Source organism: Pseudomonas viridiflava, from assembly GCF_900184295.1.
Taxonomy (GTDB): Bacteria; Pseudomonadota; Gammaproteobacteria; order Pseudomonadales; family Pseudomonadaceae; genus Aquipseudomonas; species Aquipseudomonas viridiflava.
This window is the reverse complement of the sequence record NZ_LT855380.1, coordinates 5091546-5107371: the sequence shown is the minus strand read 5'-3', so window position 1 is coordinate 5107371 and position 15826 is coordinate 5091546. Positions and strand designations below refer to the sequence as shown.

Below are 15826 nucleotides of genomic sequence, written 5' to 3'. Positions count from 1 at the left end.
GGTATTGACTCCTTTGCAGCAGAAGATGCCAGTGGTCATGACCCAAAAATATCCTGTGATGAAGGTGAGTGAGCATTGCGGTGAGGTGACGCTCGTATGAGTAAAGAAAGCATTCGAGTTTCGTTACGGGTCAGCAAGTTCCACATACTCACCACTGAATCACCCCATTGTTTGCTCGAGAAAGCTGCTCGCGCTGACGCCATCCAGATTGGCGTATCTGTTCGATGCGTACATTAGCGGTCGAGCGCCGACATTTTGGGTTAATTCTGCCTTGATGCTTTCATAAATGCGTTCATGCCCCGCCAGCTTAATCTCACGCCTGATGCTGACGCCGCGCATCGGTCAGCATCGAGATGGTCAGCTTGCGGACTTCCAGCTTGCTGATCTCCACATGAGAGCGCAGCAGCAACAGCGCTTCATCACGCTTGCGGGCCTGAAGGGCGTTGAGGATGGCAGCGTGTTCGAGGTAGGTGTGTTCGATGCGCGCGCTCTTGAAGAAGTCCAGACGTCGGACGATGCGGATGCGTTCGGTGACTTCGTGGTGCACGCGGGCCATTTCCTGGTTGCCTGACGCAGCCACCAGTTGGGTATGAAACTGCTCGTCGAGATCGGCGACCACTTGCATGTCGGTGTGCCGTTGGCTTTTGTCCACCAGCCAGTGTCCACGCAGGATGTTGAGTTCCGGGTGGACCTCGGCAGACGCACAGATACGTTCGACGGCCGCGCACTCCAGCACGATGCGCAAATCGTAGAGCTGGTCGATCTGGGTGAAGTCCAGCGGCTTGACCGACCAGCCCCGACGAAACTCGACTTCCAGATAACCCTCGCGCTGCAGGCGGTAAAGCGCATCGCGAACCGGCGTGCGTGACACCTGATAACGGTCGGCCAACTGGTTCTCGGTGAAGCGGTCATAGGGCAGCAGGTAGAAATCGAAGATTTCCTGCTTCAGTCGACGGTAGACGTCTTCGGCCAGCGCGTTGGTGGAGTGGGGCGTGCTCACGGCGTTCACTCCAGTGTGCTCAGGTCGATGCTGACATGCGCGGCAACGACTTTCCACGCGCCGTCGAAGCGGGCCCAGGTCTGCATCTGGCGTCCCAGCCGTTGAGTAACGCCATCGTGAAATTCGGTGCTGACGGTCGCGAAGTCTTCGCCGAAAGTGCTGACGACCGTGCGCACCAGTTGCCGTCCGGGACCGACGGGCTGGCAATGGCGTCGATACAGCGCAATGGCTTCAGCACCGTGCAGGTTTTCCGCCACGCCGTAACGCACGGTGTGTTCCGAATTCCAGAAATAGTCATCCAGCGTTGTCAGTTCATTGGCCAGCAACGCGCGTTCGTAATCGATGAACGCATCGGTGACGGCGGCCACCACATGGGGCAGGTTGATATCCATCAGTGTGTACTCCTTGTCTGTAGTGCCTGCTCCAGGGCTGACAACGACGTCACTCGACCGACAATGCCGCCCTGTGCGGTGATCATGTCGAGCGTCGCTTGCTTGAAGGCGGGAAAGTAACTCTCGGTGGCGTCTTCGATCAACAGGCAGCGGTAACCGCGATCATTGGCTTCGCGCATGCTGCTCTGCACACAGACCTCCGTGGTCACGCCGGCGAAGATCAGATGAGTGATGCCCGCTGTGTTCAGTCTTCCATGCAGGCCCGTGCCGAAAAACATTCCCTTGCCGGGCTTGTCGATGACCCACTCGCCAGCAATCGGCGCCAAGGCGTTGATGATCTGATTGCCCGGCTCGCCACGCACCAGAATCCGGCCCATCGGTCCGGCATCGCCGATGCGCAGGCCCGGCAGGCCATGTTCGAGTTTGGCGGGCGGGCAGTCGGCGAGGTCTTCGACATGGGATTCGCGGGTGTGGATCACGGTCATGTGTTGATCACGTGCCAGCGCCAATAGCTGTTGAACCGTCGGGATAATGGCTTGCAGGGGCAGCACGTCGTTACCCAGCGCTGCGCCGAAACCACCGGGCTCGAGAAAATCGCGCTGCATGTCGATGATTACCAGCGCGGTGCTGGCGGGCTCGAAGGCAAAGCGGGTCGGTCGGGCGCTGACGTCGATCATGCGGACTCCTTGTGCGAATGTTCAGCGCCCGCCATGTGTCGGCCGAGTTCGGTGCGGTCGGCGGTGTTCGCGAGTGTTTCGAAGACCAGCTCGCCGTCGTGGATCACCGTGATGCGGTCTGCCAGGGTCAACAGTTCGTCGAGGTCTTCGCTCAACAACAGTACGGCGGCGCCGCTGTTGCGAGCGTCGATCAGGCGTTGGTGGATCAGCGCCACGGACGCGAAATCCAGACCGAACACTGGGTTGGCGACGATCAATACGGCGATGTCCGAGGTCAGTTCGCGAGCCAGCACCGCGCGTTGCACGTTGCCGCCGGACAAGGTGCCGATGGGGCGGTTCGGATCGTTGGGCGTGACCTGAAAACGTTCGATCAGACCGCGCGCCTGAGCGGCAACCGCACGGCGGTCGATGCGCCAGCCCTGACGGCACAGCGGTGGGCGGTCAAAGTTGCGCAGGGCCAGGTTGTCGGCAACGCTGAGCCCGCCGATGCACGCATTGCGCAGCGGCTCTTCCGGCAGGCTGAACACGCGCAGGCGCTGCATCTGTTCGCGGCTGGCGTGATAAGGCTGACCGTCGATCAGTACGCGTCCGGCGCTGAACGGCCGTTGGCCCAACAGCGCTTCGGTCAGTTCGCGCTGGCCGTTGCCAGAGATACCGGCAATGCCGAGGATTTCTCCGGGGCGCACTGACAGGCTCAGTTTTTTGATTGCCAGCGTGCCCTTGTCGCCCGGCACATCAAGCTGCTCGACCTGCAATTGCGGGGCCTGTTCAGGCACGGGCGGCCGATCACTGCTGACACTGTTGGTTTGCGCATGGCCCATCATCCACGTGGCCATTTGTTGCGTCGTGGTGTCGGCGACCGCGCTGCTCGCCACCCAGCGACCTTTGCGCAATACCGTGACATCGTCGGCGTAGGTGCTGACCTCGCGAAACTTGTGGGTGATCATCAGCACCGTCAGCTCGCCACGGTGCGCCATCTGCTGCATCAGGCCCAGCACCTCGTCGGCTTCCTGCGGCGTGAGCACCGAAGTCGGCTCGTCGAGAATCACCAGCCGACGCTCCAGATACAGCTGCTTGAGAATTTCCAGCTTCTGCTTTTCACCGGCGGCCAGACTGCTGACCGGTCGTTGAATGTCGAGGCGAAACGGCATGCGTTCCATGAAGGCCTGCAGGCGTTCGTGCTCTGCGGTCCAGTCGATACGCCACGGCAGATCGCCACGCGACAGCACCAGATTTTCCGCCACGCTCAGGCCCGGCGCGACAGTAAAGTGTTGATACACCATGCCGATCTGCAACTGGTGCGAGTCGCGTGGATTGCGGATTTCGTGCTCGCGGTTATTGACCAGAATGCTGCCCGACTGCAACGGGCCGTAGCCGATGATGCCTTTGACAAGCGTACTTTTGCCGGCGCCGTTTTCGCCCAGCAACGCATGGACCGTCCCGGCCCGCACCTTGAACGACACGTCATCCAGCGCACGAAACGCGCCGAAGCTTTTGCTGGCGCCAATGGTTTCCAGACTCAGGGCGCGCATGGTCACGCTCCCAACACATCGCGAAGCATCGACGAATGCCCGACCGCACCGAACACACCGCCCTGCATCTTGATCATGCTCAGGGCAGCGGCATGGTTGGCCGGGTCGGTCGCGCCGCAGCAGTCTTCCAGCAGGATGCATTCGAAGCCGCGATCGTTGGCGTCACGCATGGTGGTGTGCACGCACACGTCCGTCGTGATGCCGGTGAGAATCAGGTTTTCGATGCCCCGGTTACGCAGTACCAATTCAAGATCGGTGGCGTAGAAAGAACCCTTGCCGGGCTTGTCGATCACGATCTCGCCGGGCAGCGGAGCGAGTTCATCGATCAGTTCCCAGCCGGGTTCGCCGCGCACCAGAATCTTGCCGCACGGGCCGGGATCGCCAATGCCCGCGCCGATACGCTGTGAGCGCCAGCGCTTGTTGGCGGGCAGGTCGCTCAGGTCCGGGCGATGGCCTTCGCGGGTATGAATGATGGTGAAACCCAGCGGACGCATCAGCGCCAGCAACCCCTTGATCGGCTCGATGGGCGCCCGGGTCAACGCCAGGTCGTAGCCCATGCTGTCCACATAGCCGCCAACGCCGCAGAAGTCGGTCTGCATGTCGATCACGATCAGCGCGGTGTTGCGTGCGTTGAGCTTGCCGTTCCACGGCCACGGATAAGGCTCGGAAGCGAGGTAGCGTTCGCTCATCGTGATGATTCCTTCCACGTCGTCGGGGTGGGTTTGAACGTACGCTCGGGTGTATCGAAGCCGCAGGCGCGGCCATCGGTGTGCACCACGTCGGCTTCCCACGGCAGGCGATACTGCCCGGCGGCCAGGTCGTGCATGTAGGTGTAAGGACAGTCCTGCGCGCCGCCGTTGACGGCGACATAACCGCGATGGCCGAACTGATAGATGTTGTTCTCCACGCCCCAGTTGATCCGGGCTTCACGGACCAGATCGGGGCGCAGTTCGCAGCAGACGATTTCATCGGCGCGTCCGCCGCCCTCGGCCATGATCGTGCCGTCGAAGTCGACGAACATCGCTTCGCCCATCGAATCGAAGGTGCCGTCGGAACCGCACATGCAGACGCTGGCGGTCTGCATCAGGTTGGTGAAGGCGTTGCTCTGGTTGGTGATCTTCCACGAGTGGCGAATCGGCGCGGTATAACCCGCCGTGCGCAGCATGATGTCCGCGCCTTTGTAAGCGCACTCACGAGCCATCTCGGGAAACATGCCGTCGTGGCAGATGATCAGCGCCAGCTTGCTGCCGCGTGGACCGTCGCACACCGGTATGCCGAGATCGCCCGGTTCCCAGGGCTCGACCGGCACCCACGGGTGCAGCTTGCGGTAATACAGCTGGATCTCGCCCATGTCGTCGACGATCAGACCGCTGTTGAACGGGTTGCCGTGCGGGTTGGCTTCCATGATCGAGAAACAGCCCCAGATGCGGTGATCCCGACAGGCCTGACGCAGCGCCGCGACTTCGGGACCGTCCAGGCTGCACATGATCTCCGGTGCCGTGCTCATGGACAGACCGTGCAGCGAATACTCGGGAAACACGATCAGGTCCATGCCGGGGTTGCTGCGCCTTGCCTTGGCGACCATCGACACCACTTTTTCGGTTTGCGCCCACAGTGCCTCGCGGGTGTGCGGGTCGGGAAGCGCCAGTTGCGCCAGACCGATCACCACGCCGTTGGGCGATTTGTTCAAGCCACCAAGACCACTGGCCATGTCATGCCTCCTCTGGAACTGTATTCATCGGGTCATGCTCAATTCGCCGGGCGCTCCGTTCAGCGTTCGGCCACGGCGGCAGGTCGCATACATCACGCCCAAGGTCAGCGCGTAGGGCGCGGCCGCAAACAGGTAGTAGCCGCTGCTGATGCCCACGGCTTGCAACGCCGGACCAATCGCACCGGCTGCGCCGAACAACAGCGACGCCCACAGGCACGCGAGCGGCCGCCAGCGGGCGAAAATCACCAGCGCCACGGCCATCAGGCCCTGACCGCTGGACAAGCCTTCGTTCCAGCTGCCGGGGTAATACAGGGACAGGTACGCACCGCCAATGCCTGCCAGCGCGCCGCCAATGGCCGTCGCGACGATGCGCACCTTGATCGGCTGATAGCCCAGCGCCTGAGCGGTCTCGGCGTGATCACCCACCAGTCGCAGCATCAGGCCCCAGCGCGTGCTGCGCAGGCCCCAATGCAACGCGAACGCCAGCGCCACACCAATGAAAAACAGTACGTTGATGTTCAAGGCCGAACGCAAACGTTCTTCATCGCTCCACGCACCCAGCGCCAGTGACGGCAGCATGGGGGCCTGCGGCTGAATGAACGCCTTGCCGAGAAAGAACGCCAGACCGGTGCCGAGCAGAATCAACGCAATACCGAACGCAATATCGTTGACGCGTGGCAACGAACAGGCGATGCCGTGCAACAGGCCCAGCAGCAGGCCGACGCCGGCAGCTGCGCCCACGCCCAGCCAGGCTGAGCCCGTCAGGCATGCAGCGGCATAGCCCGACATCGCGCCAGCCACCAGAATGCCTTCCAGCCCCAGATTGATGCGGCCGCTCTTTTCCGTCAGACATTCGCCCAGGCTGACAAACAGGAATGGCGTGCCGACGCGGATCGAACCGGCCAGCAGCGCCAGCAAAAAGGTGCTCAGGTCGATATCAGCCACGTTGCAGTGCTCCTTTTTCGACGACGGGCTGCGGTTGCGCGAGCCTGATCTTCCAGGCCGCCAGCCGCCCGCTCAGGGCTTCCCAGAGCAACAGATTGGTGAACAGCAGTCCTTCGAGAATCAGCGTGGTGGCATCCGGCAGTCCGAGACGCCGCTGCAACAGGCCGCCGCTGGCTTCCAGGCCGCCCAGCAGAATCGCGCAGAAGATGATCGCCAACGGATGATGGCGGGCGGCGAACGCGACCAGAATGCCGCTGGTGCCATACCCCGCGATCATCGCAACGTTGGCGCTGCCTTGTACCGCCGTGACTTCGAACATGCCTGCCAGACCGGCTGCCGCACCGCCAAGCAGGCAGCTCAGCAGAATCAGTCGATCCACCGGCAGGCCGATCATCAACGCCGTGCGTACGTTGCCGCCGACGACCGCGAGGGCAAAACCCTTGACGCTGTGGCGCACCAATACGTACGCGAGCAGACAGGCAATCACACCGGCTACAAGCCCCCAGTGCACTTCGAAACTGTCGCTGATGGTGCCGACCATATAGGCCTCATCCAGCGGCGGCGTGGACGGCTTGTTCAGGCTCGCCGGATCGCGCAACGGCCCTTCGACCATTTGCCTGAACAGCGCAAGCGCGATGTACGACAGCAACAGGCTGCTGATGGTCTCGTTGACGCCCCGGTGCTGGCGCATCCAGCCACTCAGACCGATCCACAGTGCACCGGTCAGCATCGCGACGAGGCCCATGCAGCCGAGCATCAGCCAGGGCGCCACCGGCGGCAGCCAGAGCGGCGTGACCGCTGCTGCCAGCCCGCCGAGCACCAGGGCACCTTCGCCGCCAATGATGATCAGCCCGGCCCGCGCGGGCAGAGCCACGCAGAGCGCGGTCAGCATCAGCGGCGCGGCGCGCTGCAAGGTGTTTTCCAGCGCAAACCAGGAGCCGAATGCGCCTTCGCCGACCAGATGCAGGGCCTGCCACGCAGGCTTGCCCTGAACCGTGAGGAACAGCAGAAACAGCACGCATGACGACATCACCGCCAACAGCGTCGGCAGGCCCGGCAACAGCGCTACGGCAATACGCCGCAGGGTTCGCGAGACCAACATCGGGCGCTCCTCAGATCTGGCCAACAACGCCTTCCACCAGATAATTCATGCTTTCCAGCGCGATATCGTTCTGCGCCTGTGCCACGCCGTCGGCGATCACGACCTTGCCTTTGTTGTCCTTGAGCGGGCCTTTGTAAATCACGAAGCCGCCCGCCATCATCTGCGCCTTGATCGCGTCGGCGTTCTTCTTGGCTTCGGCACTGACGGCTGGCCCGTAGGGCGACGTCTTGACGAAACCATCCCGCAAACCGCCGCGCAGGAAATTGATCATCGGTGCGCCGTGCTGGATCGCGGCGACATGAGCCTTGTAAGGCGTTTCCCAGTTCCATTCGGCACCGGTCAGATAGCCTTTGGGGGCGAGCGCCGCCTGGCTGGCGTGATAACCGCAGGTCATCGCGCCACGTTTCTCGGCCGTTTCGACAATCACCTTGGGGCCGTCGACGTGGCAGGTCAGCACATCGCAACCCTGATCGATCAGGCTGTTGGCGGCTTCTGCTTCCTTGATCGGCAATGACCAGTCACCGGTGAAAATCACGGTGGTGACAATGCTCGGGTCCACCGAGCGTGCGCCCATGGCAAACGCGTTCAGGTTCCGCAGCACCTGCGGCACAGGCTTGGCGGCGACGAAGCCGAGCTTTTTCGACTTGCTCATGTGCCCGGCAACCACGCCGTTCAGGTATTGGGCTTCGTCGATGTAGCCGAAAAAGCTGCCTGCGTTCATTGGGTCGCTACCGGCCTTCCACAGTCCGCCGCAGTGGGCGAAACGCACGTCCGGGTATTTCTTCGCCACCTTGACCACGTGCGGATCGAAGTAACCGAAAGAGGTCGCAAAGATCAGCGTCGCACCGTCCTGACGAATCATGGCTTCCATGGTTTTCTGCACGGCCACGGTTTCCGGGACGTTCTCTTCCTCGATCACTTTGACGTTGGGCAGTGTCTTGATGATGGCGGCCGCCTGCGCATGGGCCTGGTTGTAACCAAAGTCATCGCGGGCGCCCACGTAGATGAAACCCACCACCAGCGGGGCATCGGCGGCATAGACCCGACTGAACGGCAGCGCCGCGCTGAGACCGATAATGCCCGCCAGTTTCATGAAACTGCGACGATCGACATTCGACATTGTTGCTACCCCTGATCAATGAGTCTTGGAAGACGTGGTGTTCGCGGCGCAAAAGGAGCGCCAGCCTGTGAATTCGGTGATGTCCTGTGCGCCCGCAAGCCCGCCGGGTTCGCAAATGAAAGCCTTGACCCATTGGCCGTCGGCGAGCTGCAACGAGCCGATGCCCAGCGGTGCAGGAATGGCAGCGACGAACGCGCCGAACAGGCTGAGCGGCATTTCCCAGACCTCGACTTCGATGTGCGCGCCCTGTTCGGGCACACGAACCAGTCCGGGTTTGGCAGGCGTGGTATTCGCCAGCGCATAGAGTCGGTAGTCGGCACTGGTCGTGGTCAGGCTGCGCAGGCGAGCGCCGCCCTCCAGCAGTTGCCAGTTGAGCGGCTGGCCCTGGAGATGAGCGCCGACCACGGCGACCTGAACGGTCGCGACATTGAAGGGCAGGGGCGCCAGCGCCACGCTGTCGCGCTGATCGCTCGCACCGAAATACGCTTGCCAGCCTGCCGCGATTTCGGCCAGACGCTGGTCAGCGCCCGCCGGACCGATCAGCGTGATACCGGCAGGCAGACCGTCATCTCGACGATGCGCCGGAATGGCCAGCGCACTCATGTTCATCAGGTTGACGAAGTTGGTGTAGTAACCCAGTTGCGAATTAAGCTCGACCGGATTGGCCAGCACCGCCTCGATGGTCGGCATGCAGGGCGCGGTCGGCACCACCAGCACATCGACCTCGGCCAGCAGCGCTTCAGCCGCGCGCGTCAGCTCAGCGAGGCGATAGCGCGCCTTGAAAGCCTCCACTGCGTCGAACTGATCGGCGCTCTGCAAAATCCCGCGCACCACCGGGTGAATGTCTGCCGCATGCGTCTCGAAAAAAGCACCGACCGCAGCGCGCCGTTCGGCGACCCATGGGCCTTGATAGAGCAGGGCGGCGGCCTCGGCGAAGACATCGAATGCAACGTAGGTCAGCGTGACCAGTGGATCGCTTTCGAGTGACTTCAGCGCCTTGTCGAACGCAGCGGCTGCCTGGGTATCGCCGAAGAACTCACCGTGTTGCGGGACAGCGACCCGCCGCGCACGACGCAATACCGGTAACGCCTGCACCGCGACACTGGCCGAATCCAGTGCATCGAAATCAGCCATGACCTGCGCGACCTGCCAGGCCTGCGCCACGTCGTTGGCGAAGATCGACGGACAGTCCAGCGTGCGACAGGCCGGAACGACACCGCGACTGCTGAACAGCCCCAGGCTCGGCTTGAGCCCGACGATCCCGTTGAAACCCGCAGGCACCCGGCCCGACCCCGCCGTGTCCGTGCCCAATGCAAAACACACATGACCCCGGGCAACGGCCACGGCAGAACCCGAGCTTGAACCGCCGCTGACATACGCCGGATCACAGGCATTGCGCACCGCGCCATAGGGCGAGCGAACCCCCACCAATCCCGTCGCGAACTGATCCAGGTTGGTCTTGCCGATCAACACCGCGCCGCTGTCCAGCAAGCGCTGCACCACATGCGCGGTGGTCTGCGCCTGATAGGCAAACTCGGGGCAGGCCGCCGTGGTGGGCAGACCCGCGACATCGAAATTGTCCTTCACCGCGAAAGGAATGCCGAACAGCGGCAGCCTTTCGTACAGCGCATCGCCCAGCTCTTCCGCCAGAGCGCCGAGCGTCTTTGCTCTTTCGAGCAAACGGGAAAGCGGCGCGCGGTGAATCCAGACTTCCGGACGGTCGTCTGCGTCGATCCGCGCGTGCAGGTCTTGCAGGAAGGTCGCCAGTGAGGTCTGGCCGGTGCTGAGGGACGTCTGAATGGCAGCGATATCGAGAGCAGTCATGGGCGTGTTCATTCATGTATACAAGATTGAATGTGCCAGAGCAGGATTCGTGCCGGGTGGGGCTCAGGCTGGAGTACTGAGGGTTGGAGGTTTTTTTTGAGAGAGAGAACGCGGACTGACGCGCCATTGATGAGCACTGGGGTGGAGGCGTGCACAAGAAGCGAACAGCCTTCACGCAGTGGGCGTCAGGTTCTCCCGGATCAGAATCGAATTACCAATAGATCACTGATTTCTGCTTTCCCGTCTTACTTAAAGAGTGATGCTGGTTGGCTATTATTGAGCGTCGACATTGGCGCTTCTAATATGCGAGCGGTAAAGAGTTTGATCAGGACCTTATTCTTCAACTGCCGACAGGAGTCATGCATGGCAAAGCCCGCTGCACGTATAACGGATCCGACCCGTTGCCCGATGCCCGGACATGGAAGCAAGGCCATTGCTTCCGGATCTGCCGACGTTTTCTTCGATGGGCTGGCGGCAGCTCGCAAAGGTGATACCTGCACCTGCGGCAGTTCGCTGGTTTCGGGAGTGTCCGCGACGGTTTTCATCAACGGTAAAAACGCCGCTGTGATTGACAGTGTGGGCACTCACGGAGACATCGTGGTGGGTGGCTCCGGCACTGTGATCATCGGTGACTCGCATACTCCCGCACCGTTCGTCCCCCCTCTGCCACTGTCTATTCAAAAGATGTATGGACAGTCGTTCAGCATTACTGACAGTGAGACAGGCAAGCCCTTGGCATTGCGTGATTACGTGGCCACAGTCGACGGTGTACAGACAACTGGCGTGACCGATGCCAATGGTGTGGCCCACATCAAAACCCCGACGCCGGACGCCAGCATATCGCTGCACGTCAAGTTCAGTGCTCCGGCAAGAACGCTTCATGAACTGTCGGAGGATCAGTGATGGCTGCCCTGTTCAACACTCAAGCCACTGCGCAGGAGATCAAGCCGGGTGAACGGATGTGCCCGATCCCAATCACCGTCAACGACCGCGCAGCGACACGCGAGGCCATCATAAAAAAGGTTCGGTCCTTGAGCGCAACGTTTGTTGAGCGTTCCGCATGGGGTGCTTTGAAAGGCAAACCCGATATGGAAAAGGATTGGGATTACAGCATGATTGCCTTGCACCACGCCGGGCGAAGCCACAGCTGCACACCCGGTGCAGCGCAGATGCTGGATATTCAGCAAGGCCATCTGAGCCAGAAATACGACGATATCGGCTATCACTACGGCATCGATTGCACAGGAAAGATCTTTGAGGGGCGTGACATCCGGCTTCTGGGATCAAGCGTTTTAAAATTCAATACCGGTTTGATCGGCATTGTTTTGCTGGAAAACCTCACCACGCCGGAAGAGGGCGGTGACTGGGTTGCCACAGGGCGAATGGCCTTGGACAGCCTGGGCTACAGCACGACAAACGTGATCCCGGCCGTGCAGATCGACGCGCTAAAGCACCTCATCGGCGCACTCAAAAGTGTTTTCGTCATCAAGCACTTTGGCGGACACAGGGAGTATCCGGGACAAGCGTCCGAAGGGAAAATCTGTCCTGGAAATATCGGTATGGAGCTGGTCAGAAACCTCAGAACCCAAACCGGACTGCTACCTCCGCCGACATCGCAAGAATGAAGAAACTACTCATTGCAGCTGTGCTGACTCTTTTGGCCGTGTTGTATGTCGGCTATTACGAAGCCCTTGAAGACGGCGATATCGAGACGGTGTGGTTCCTGAAGAAGCACCCGACCTTTCAAGTGAAGTTTTATAACATTCACGCCAACGATGGTGAGATACGCCGGGTTGAGCGCCTGACGGATGAAGAGCGAAAGTGGATTATTGAATACTGCCGCTACCGGTTAGGAATCGATACCAAACTGCAGACGCAGGAAGATGTCGAAGTGTGTCGAAGAAAATAGGCTGTCGGAAGTCTGTTTCAATGCCTCACAAGAAGAGAAACAGGCCCAGCCCTCTTCGCAGGCAGGCCTGTTCAGGTCGCTGATCATCAGTGGGCAGACAACATCCACTCCAGTGTTTCGCGCAGGTGCGGTGTACTCCATCCCGGCACTGATCGCTTGAGTTGGACGTTGCACCCACACAAGGTTTTCACTTCATTGTCGCGAACGAAATCAGGGTTCACGCGAACCTCGATTTCATGCCCGGTGATTTCCTGGCACATCTCGATCACCTCACGCAGCGAGTGGGTCACACCCGAGCACACGTTGAGGGTCTTCCCCAAAGGCCGGGCTTCCAGCAAACCTCGATAGGCGCTGGTGACGGCGCGTACATCACTGAAATCCCGCCATACGTCCAGGTTGCCCAGTTCGATCGTGCTTTCTCTTCGTGTGAAGTGGGACACGATCTTGGGCAGCAGGAAGTTTTCGGCCTGCCCGACTCCGGTGTAATTGAACGGACGCGTGATCACCAGCGGCAGCCGGGCGTGCCAGAGGCTTGCCATGTACTCCATGGCAAGCTTGCTCACGGCATAGTCGTTGGCAGGCGCAGGAATCGTTGTTTCATCCAGCATGCCGGAGGAAGCATTGCCGTAAACGTTGGCACTGCTGGCGAGCAGGACGCAGTCGGGCGTTTTTCCGCTGGCTTCGATGGCCTCAAGCAGGTTGCGTGTGCCGATCAGGTTCACCTGATAGAACGCTTCCGGTGATCCGTGACCCACGAAGGCCAGCGCAGCGAGGTGGACAACGATATCCGGCTGGATCCCGGCAAGCAGCGCAGTCAGACCGTTCATATCCAGCAGATCGACCTGATGGTAGTTGTCGCTGTCCGACGGCTGGCTGCCCATGCCCACAACCTCGCAACCCTGGGCTGCGAGTTCTCTGGCCATGAAGCTTCCCGTGAAACCGTGGATGCCCGTTATCAATGCGCGTTTACCGGCGATGCTCATCAGAAGGAAAAACCTTTTTCGTTTCGACGAAGATCCGCTTCAACCATCATGCGGCACAGTTCCTCAAGGTGGGTCTTCGGTTCCCAACCCAGTACTTCAAGGGCTTTGGCAGGATTGCCGATCAACAGTTCCACTTCGGTAGGCCGGTAGAACTTCGGATTGACCGACACCAGCACCTTACCGGTGGCCGCATCGATCCCGCGTTCGGACTCGGCTTCGCCTTCCCACTGGACCGTAACGCCTGTGGCCTTGAACGCCATGCTCACGAAACTGCGGACGGTTTCGGTACGGTTGGTGGCCAGCACAAAGCTGTCCGGCGTTTCAGCCTGCAGCATCCGCCACATGCCTTCGACGTACTCCTTGGCAAATCCCCAGTCGCGCTTGGCGTCCATGTTGCCCAGCTCGAAGGAGTCCATCAGGCCCATGTTTATCTTGGCGACCGAATCAGTGATCTTGCGTGTCACGAACTCACGGCCGCGTAGGGGCGACTCATGGTTGAACAGAATGCCGCTGGCGCCAAAGATGCCGTAGGACTCACGGTAGTTGATCGTCATCCAGTGTGCGTAGAGCTTGGCGACACCGTAGGGGCTGCGTGGATAGAAGGGTGTGCTTTCAATCTGAGGAATGGACTGGACCTTGCCGAACATCTCGGATGTCGAGGCCTGATAGAAGCGGATTTTCGGATTGACGATCCGGATCGCTTCCAACAGGTTGACCGCGCCAATGCCGGTGATCTGAGCCGTGGTCAGAGGCTGTTCGAATGACACGCCAACAAAACTCTGCGCTGCGAGGTTGTAGATCTCGGTCGCTTCGGTGTTTTGCAGCAAACGGATACTGGCGGACAGGTCGGTCAGGTCGTACTCGACCAGATGGAGATTCGCATCGTGCTGAATCCCGAGTTCCTCTATGCGCCAGAAATTGACAGAGCTGGTCCGGCGATAGGTGCCATAAACGGTATAGCCTTTCTCAAGGAGCAATTGCGCCAGATAGGCGCCGTCCTGACCCGTGATGCCGGTAATGATTGCTTTCATATGAGGTGTTTGACTCCAGCAAGGAACGTGTATCCCGACGCTTTCGAGGTTGCCTGCGCTTCAAGCGAGGGGGAGTTTCAGGGTGAAAGGCTTGGATACGACGCGCCTAGCCCGGTGGCCATCACGGCCATGCCAGTACAGGTTAGCCCGAGTCGTGAAAATTTGCCGGGATCTGAAGCTGCTTCGCATTTCAGACAAAGCGTACTAATCCCGACTACGCTTGTGCCGATAACGTCGTACAACCCACACGAACGGTGCAGTCATGTTCAATACCCGCTTGAAAAAGGAATTACAGGCACAGCAGGCCGAGTTGTCCGTTTATCGGCAGATGCAGAAAGGTATCGACGCGCGCATGGTGGGGTTGACTCTGGACGCCAGCAATCGCATTGCTCATGCCAATGACAATTTCCTCAGAATGCTCGGCTATAGCGCTGATCAACTGCTTGGCAAGAATCTGGACGATCTGGTGCCACCCTACGTCAAGCAGCTCGATTGCTACCGCAACCTTAAAATGGCCGTACAAAAGGGCGAGTCGGTCATCGACAACTACCGGTTTCTGCGTGCCGATGGCAGCCTGGCGTGGATTCGCGCCATGTGGCAGCCGGTTCTGGATGACAGCGGCAAGCTGATGAACCTGCAGTGCTACGGCTCTGACATCACGCAGACCGTTGAAACCGCAGCCGAGAACTCGGCGTTTATTCAGGCATTGCTGCGCTCCACGGCGGTGATCGAGTTCAATCTGGGTGGCCACGTTTTGACGGCCAACGACCAGTTCCTGCGTGGCATGGGCTACAACCTGGCGCAGATCAAGGGCAAGCATCACAGCCTGTTCTGCGATCCGCACGAAGTGAGTCAGGCGTCGTACAAGGATTTCTGGGCGACGTTGAACCGCGGCGAATTTGTGGCCAGCCGATTCAAGCGCATCGACAGCAGTGGCCGTGATGTCTGGCTGGAAGCAACCTACAACCCGGTTCACGACGCCCAGGGCAAGCTCTACAAGATCGTCAAGTTCGCAACCGTGGTGACCGATCAGGTCTCGCGTGAAGAAGACGTCAGCCAGGCAGCGAGTGTGGCCTTCGAGATTTCCCAGCAGACCGATGTCAGCGCCCAGCGCGGCGCAGAGGTGGTGCAGAACACCGTGCAGACCATGCGCAAGATCTCCCAGGAGATGGAGTCGGCGTCGTCAGGCATCGAGGCACTGGGCAAGCAATCGCTGCTGATCAGCTCTATCGTGCAAACCATCGGCGGCATCGCCCAGCAAACCAACCTGCTGGCCCTCAACGCTGCCATCGAAGCCGCCCGCGCCGGCGAGCAGGGCCGTGGCTTTGCGGTGGTGGCCGATGAAGTCAGGCAACTGGCCGGCCGTACCAGCGCCGCAACCGAAGAGATCGTCAGCGTCGTGCAACAGAACCAGGCGCTTGCCGACGAAGCCGTACGCGGCATGGCCAATAGTCGCAGCCAGGCAGAGCAGGGCCTGATGCTGGCCAACGAGGCAGGCTCGGTGATTATCGAGATTCAGGAAGGTGCGAAACAGGTGGTGGGTGCGGTGGGGCGGTTTGCCAATCAATTGAAGTAATTGGCGCGCCCCTGGACAGCGCTC

16 protein-coding genes are annotated in these 15826 nt (G+C 60.5%); 4 read left to right on the top strand and 12 right to left on the bottom strand.

The annotated features are described in order from the left end of the window. Positions 1–313: 313 nt before the first annotated feature. Genes CFBP1590_RS22965 through atzF form a run of 10 tightly spaced genes read right to left on the bottom strand, consistent with a single transcriptional unit; the run spans position 314 to position 10303 of the window. Positions 314–1000 (bottom strand): GntR family transcriptional regulator, encoded by a 687-nt coding sequence (locus CFBP1590_RS22965; protein ID WP_025994218.1) that lies wholly within the window; start codon positions 998–1000, stop codon positions 314–316. 5 nt (positions 1001–1005) lie between these two features. Beyond that, entirely contained in the window at positions 1006–1392 is a 387-nt protein-coding gene (gene hpxZ, locus CFBP1590_RS22960; protein ID WP_004883220.1) for an oxalurate catabolism protein HpxZ, read from the bottom strand. Then, positions 1392–2069 carry a cysteine hydrolase family protein gene (locus tag CFBP1590_RS22955; RefSeq protein ID WP_029242026.1) on the bottom strand — a complete coding sequence of 226 codons (678 nt, stop codon included), beginning with the start codon at positions 2067–2069 and terminating at the stop codon, positions 1392–1394. Before CFBP1590_RS22955 ends, hpxZ begins: the two co-directional genes overlap by 1 nt. Further along, complete coding sequence (locus CFBP1590_RS22950) at positions 2066–3601, bottom strand: ABC transporter ATP-binding protein (protein ID WP_088235988.1); 1536 nt, start codon at positions 3599–3601, stop codon at positions 2066–2068. Before CFBP1590_RS22950 ends, CFBP1590_RS22955 begins: the two co-directional genes overlap by 4 nt. 2 nt (positions 3602–3603) lie before the next feature. Then, a complete protein-coding gene (gene biuH / locus CFBP1590_RS22945; RefSeq protein WP_043304693.1) occupies positions 3604–4290 on the bottom strand; it encodes a biuret amidohydrolase in 687 nt (228 codons plus the stop codon). Beyond that, positions 4287–5312: a formamidase gene (locus CFBP1590_RS22940; protein ID WP_004883228.1), complete on the bottom strand. Its 1026-nt coding sequence runs from the start codon at positions 5310–5312 to the stop codon at positions 4287–4289. The genes biuH and CFBP1590_RS22940 overlap by 4 nt, the downstream gene beginning before the upstream one ends. A gap of 24 nt (positions 5313–5336) precedes the next feature. Beyond that, a complete protein-coding gene (locus CFBP1590_RS22935) occupies positions 5337–6257 on the bottom strand; it encodes an ABC transporter permease (RefSeq protein WP_004883229.1) in 921 nt (306 codons plus the stop codon). Then, the gene (locus CFBP1590_RS22930; protein ID WP_088235987.1) at positions 6250–7359 is read right to left on the bottom strand and encodes an ABC transporter permease; all 1110 of its coding nucleotides are present in this window, start codon (positions 7357–7359) and stop codon (positions 6250–6252) included. Before CFBP1590_RS22930 ends, CFBP1590_RS22935 begins: the two co-directional genes overlap by 8 nt. Before the next feature lie 10 nt (positions 7360–7369). Continuing rightward, positions 7370–8479, bottom strand: a complete 1110-nt coding sequence (locus tag CFBP1590_RS22925) for a BMP family ABC transporter substrate-binding protein (protein WP_088235986.1) — start codon at positions 8477–8479, stop codon at positions 7370–7372. A 15-nt stretch (positions 8480–8494) separates the two neighbouring features. Then, entirely contained in the window at positions 8495–10303 is a 1809-nt protein-coding gene (gene atzF, locus CFBP1590_RS22920; RefSeq protein WP_167383102.1) for an allophanate hydrolase, read from the bottom strand. 363 nt (positions 10304–10666) lie between these two features. On the opposite strand from atzF, the gene CFBP1590_RS22915 reads away from it, so the two are divergent. The 3 genes from CFBP1590_RS22915 to CFBP1590_RS22905 are packed head-to-tail and all read left to right on the top strand — an operon-like array spanning position 10667 to position 12212. Next, on the top strand, positions 10667–11206 hold the full coding sequence (locus CFBP1590_RS22915) for a PAAR domain-containing protein (RefSeq protein WP_058432075.1): 540 nt from the start codon (positions 10667–10669) through the stop codon (positions 11204–11206). After that, positions 11206–11928, top strand: a complete 723-nt coding sequence (locus CFBP1590_RS22910) for a peptidoglycan recognition protein family protein (RefSeq protein ID WP_029242033.1) — start codon at positions 11206–11208, stop codon at positions 11926–11928. Before CFBP1590_RS22915 ends, CFBP1590_RS22910 begins: the two co-directional genes overlap by 1 nt. Then, positions 11925–12212: a hypothetical protein gene (locus tag CFBP1590_RS22905; protein ID WP_029242034.1), complete on the top strand. Its 288-nt coding sequence runs from the start codon at positions 11925–11927 to the stop codon at positions 12210–12212. The genes CFBP1590_RS22910 and CFBP1590_RS22905 overlap by 4 nt, the downstream gene beginning before the upstream one ends. A gap of 86 nt (positions 12213–12298) precedes the next feature. Here the strand turns inward: CFBP1590_RS22905 and CFBP1590_RS22900 are convergent, their stop codons facing one another. Both CFBP1590_RS22900 and gmd read right to left on the bottom strand, forming a co-directional pair. After that, entirely contained in the window at positions 12299–13195 is an 897-nt protein-coding gene (locus CFBP1590_RS22900) for a GDP-mannose 4,6-dehydratase (RefSeq protein WP_088235984.1), read from the bottom strand. Next, a complete protein-coding gene (gene gmd / locus CFBP1590_RS22895; RefSeq protein WP_088235983.1) occupies positions 13195–14226 on the bottom strand; it encodes a GDP-mannose 4,6-dehydratase in 1032 nt (343 codons plus the stop codon). The genes CFBP1590_RS22900 and gmd overlap by 1 nt, the downstream gene beginning before the upstream one ends. Before the next feature lie 262 nt (positions 14227–14488). On the opposite strand from gmd, the gene CFBP1590_RS28745 reads away from it, so the two are divergent. After that, positions 14489–15802 (top strand): methyl-accepting chemotaxis protein, encoded by a 1314-nt coding sequence (locus CFBP1590_RS28745; RefSeq protein WP_088235982.1) that lies wholly within the window; start codon positions 14489–14491, stop codon positions 15800–15802. The last annotated feature ends 24 nt before the right edge of the window (positions 15803–15826 follow it).

Bases quoted from the DNA above. Each gene is read 5' to 3' on its own strand.
- CFBP1590_RS22915 (WP_058432075.1), top strand. From the start codon at position 10,667: ATGGCAAAGCCCGCTGCACGTATAACGGATCCGACCCGTTGCCCGATG.
- CFBP1590_RS22900 (WP_088235984.1), bottom strand. From the start codon at position 13,195: ATGAGCATCGCCGGTAAACGCGCATTGATAACGGGCATCCACGGTTTC.
- atzF (WP_167383102.1), bottom strand. From the start codon at position 10,303: ATGACTGCTCTCGATATCGCTGCCATTCAGACGTCCCTCAGCACCGGC.
- CFBP1590_RS22955 (WP_029242026.1), bottom strand. From the start codon at position 2,069: ATGATCGACGTCAGCGCCCGACCGACCCGCTTTGCCTTCGAGCCCGCC.
- CFBP1590_RS22910 (WP_029242033.1), top strand. From the start codon at position 11,206: ATGGCTGCCCTGTTCAACACTCAAGCCACTGCGCAGGAGATCAAGCCG.
- CFBP1590_RS22925 (WP_088235986.1), bottom strand. From the start codon at position 8,479: ATGTCGAATGTCGATCGTCGCAGTTTCATGAAACTGGCGGGCATTATC.
- CFBP1590_RS28745 (WP_088235982.1), top strand. From the start codon at position 14,489: ATGTTCAATACCCGCTTGAAAAAGGAATTACAGGCACAGCAGGCCGAG.
- biuH (WP_043304693.1), bottom strand. From the start codon at position 4,290: ATGAGCGAACGCTACCTCGCTTCCGAGCCTTATCCGTGGCCGTGGAAC.
- CFBP1590_RS22940 (WP_004883228.1), bottom strand. From the start codon at position 5,312: ATGGCCAGTGGTCTTGGTGGCTTGAACAAATCGCCCAACGGCGTGGTG.
- CFBP1590_RS22905 (WP_029242034.1), top strand. From the start codon at position 11,925: ATGAAGAAACTACTCATTGCAGCTGTGCTGACTCTTTTGGCCGTGTTG.
- CFBP1590_RS22950 (WP_088235988.1), bottom strand. From the start codon at position 3,601: ATGCGCGCCCTGAGTCTGGAAACCATTGGCGCCAGCAAAAGCTTCGGC.
- gmd (WP_088235983.1), bottom strand. From the start codon at position 14,226: ATGAAAGCAATCATTACCGGCATCACGGGTCAGGACGGCGCCTATCTG.
- hpxZ (WP_004883220.1), bottom strand. From the start codon at position 1,392: ATGGATATCAACCTGCCCCATGTGGTGGCCGCCGTCACCGATGCGTTC.
- CFBP1590_RS22930 (WP_088235987.1), bottom strand. From the start codon at position 7,359: ATGTTGGTCTCGCGAACCCTGCGGCGTATTGCCGTAGCGCTGTTGCCG.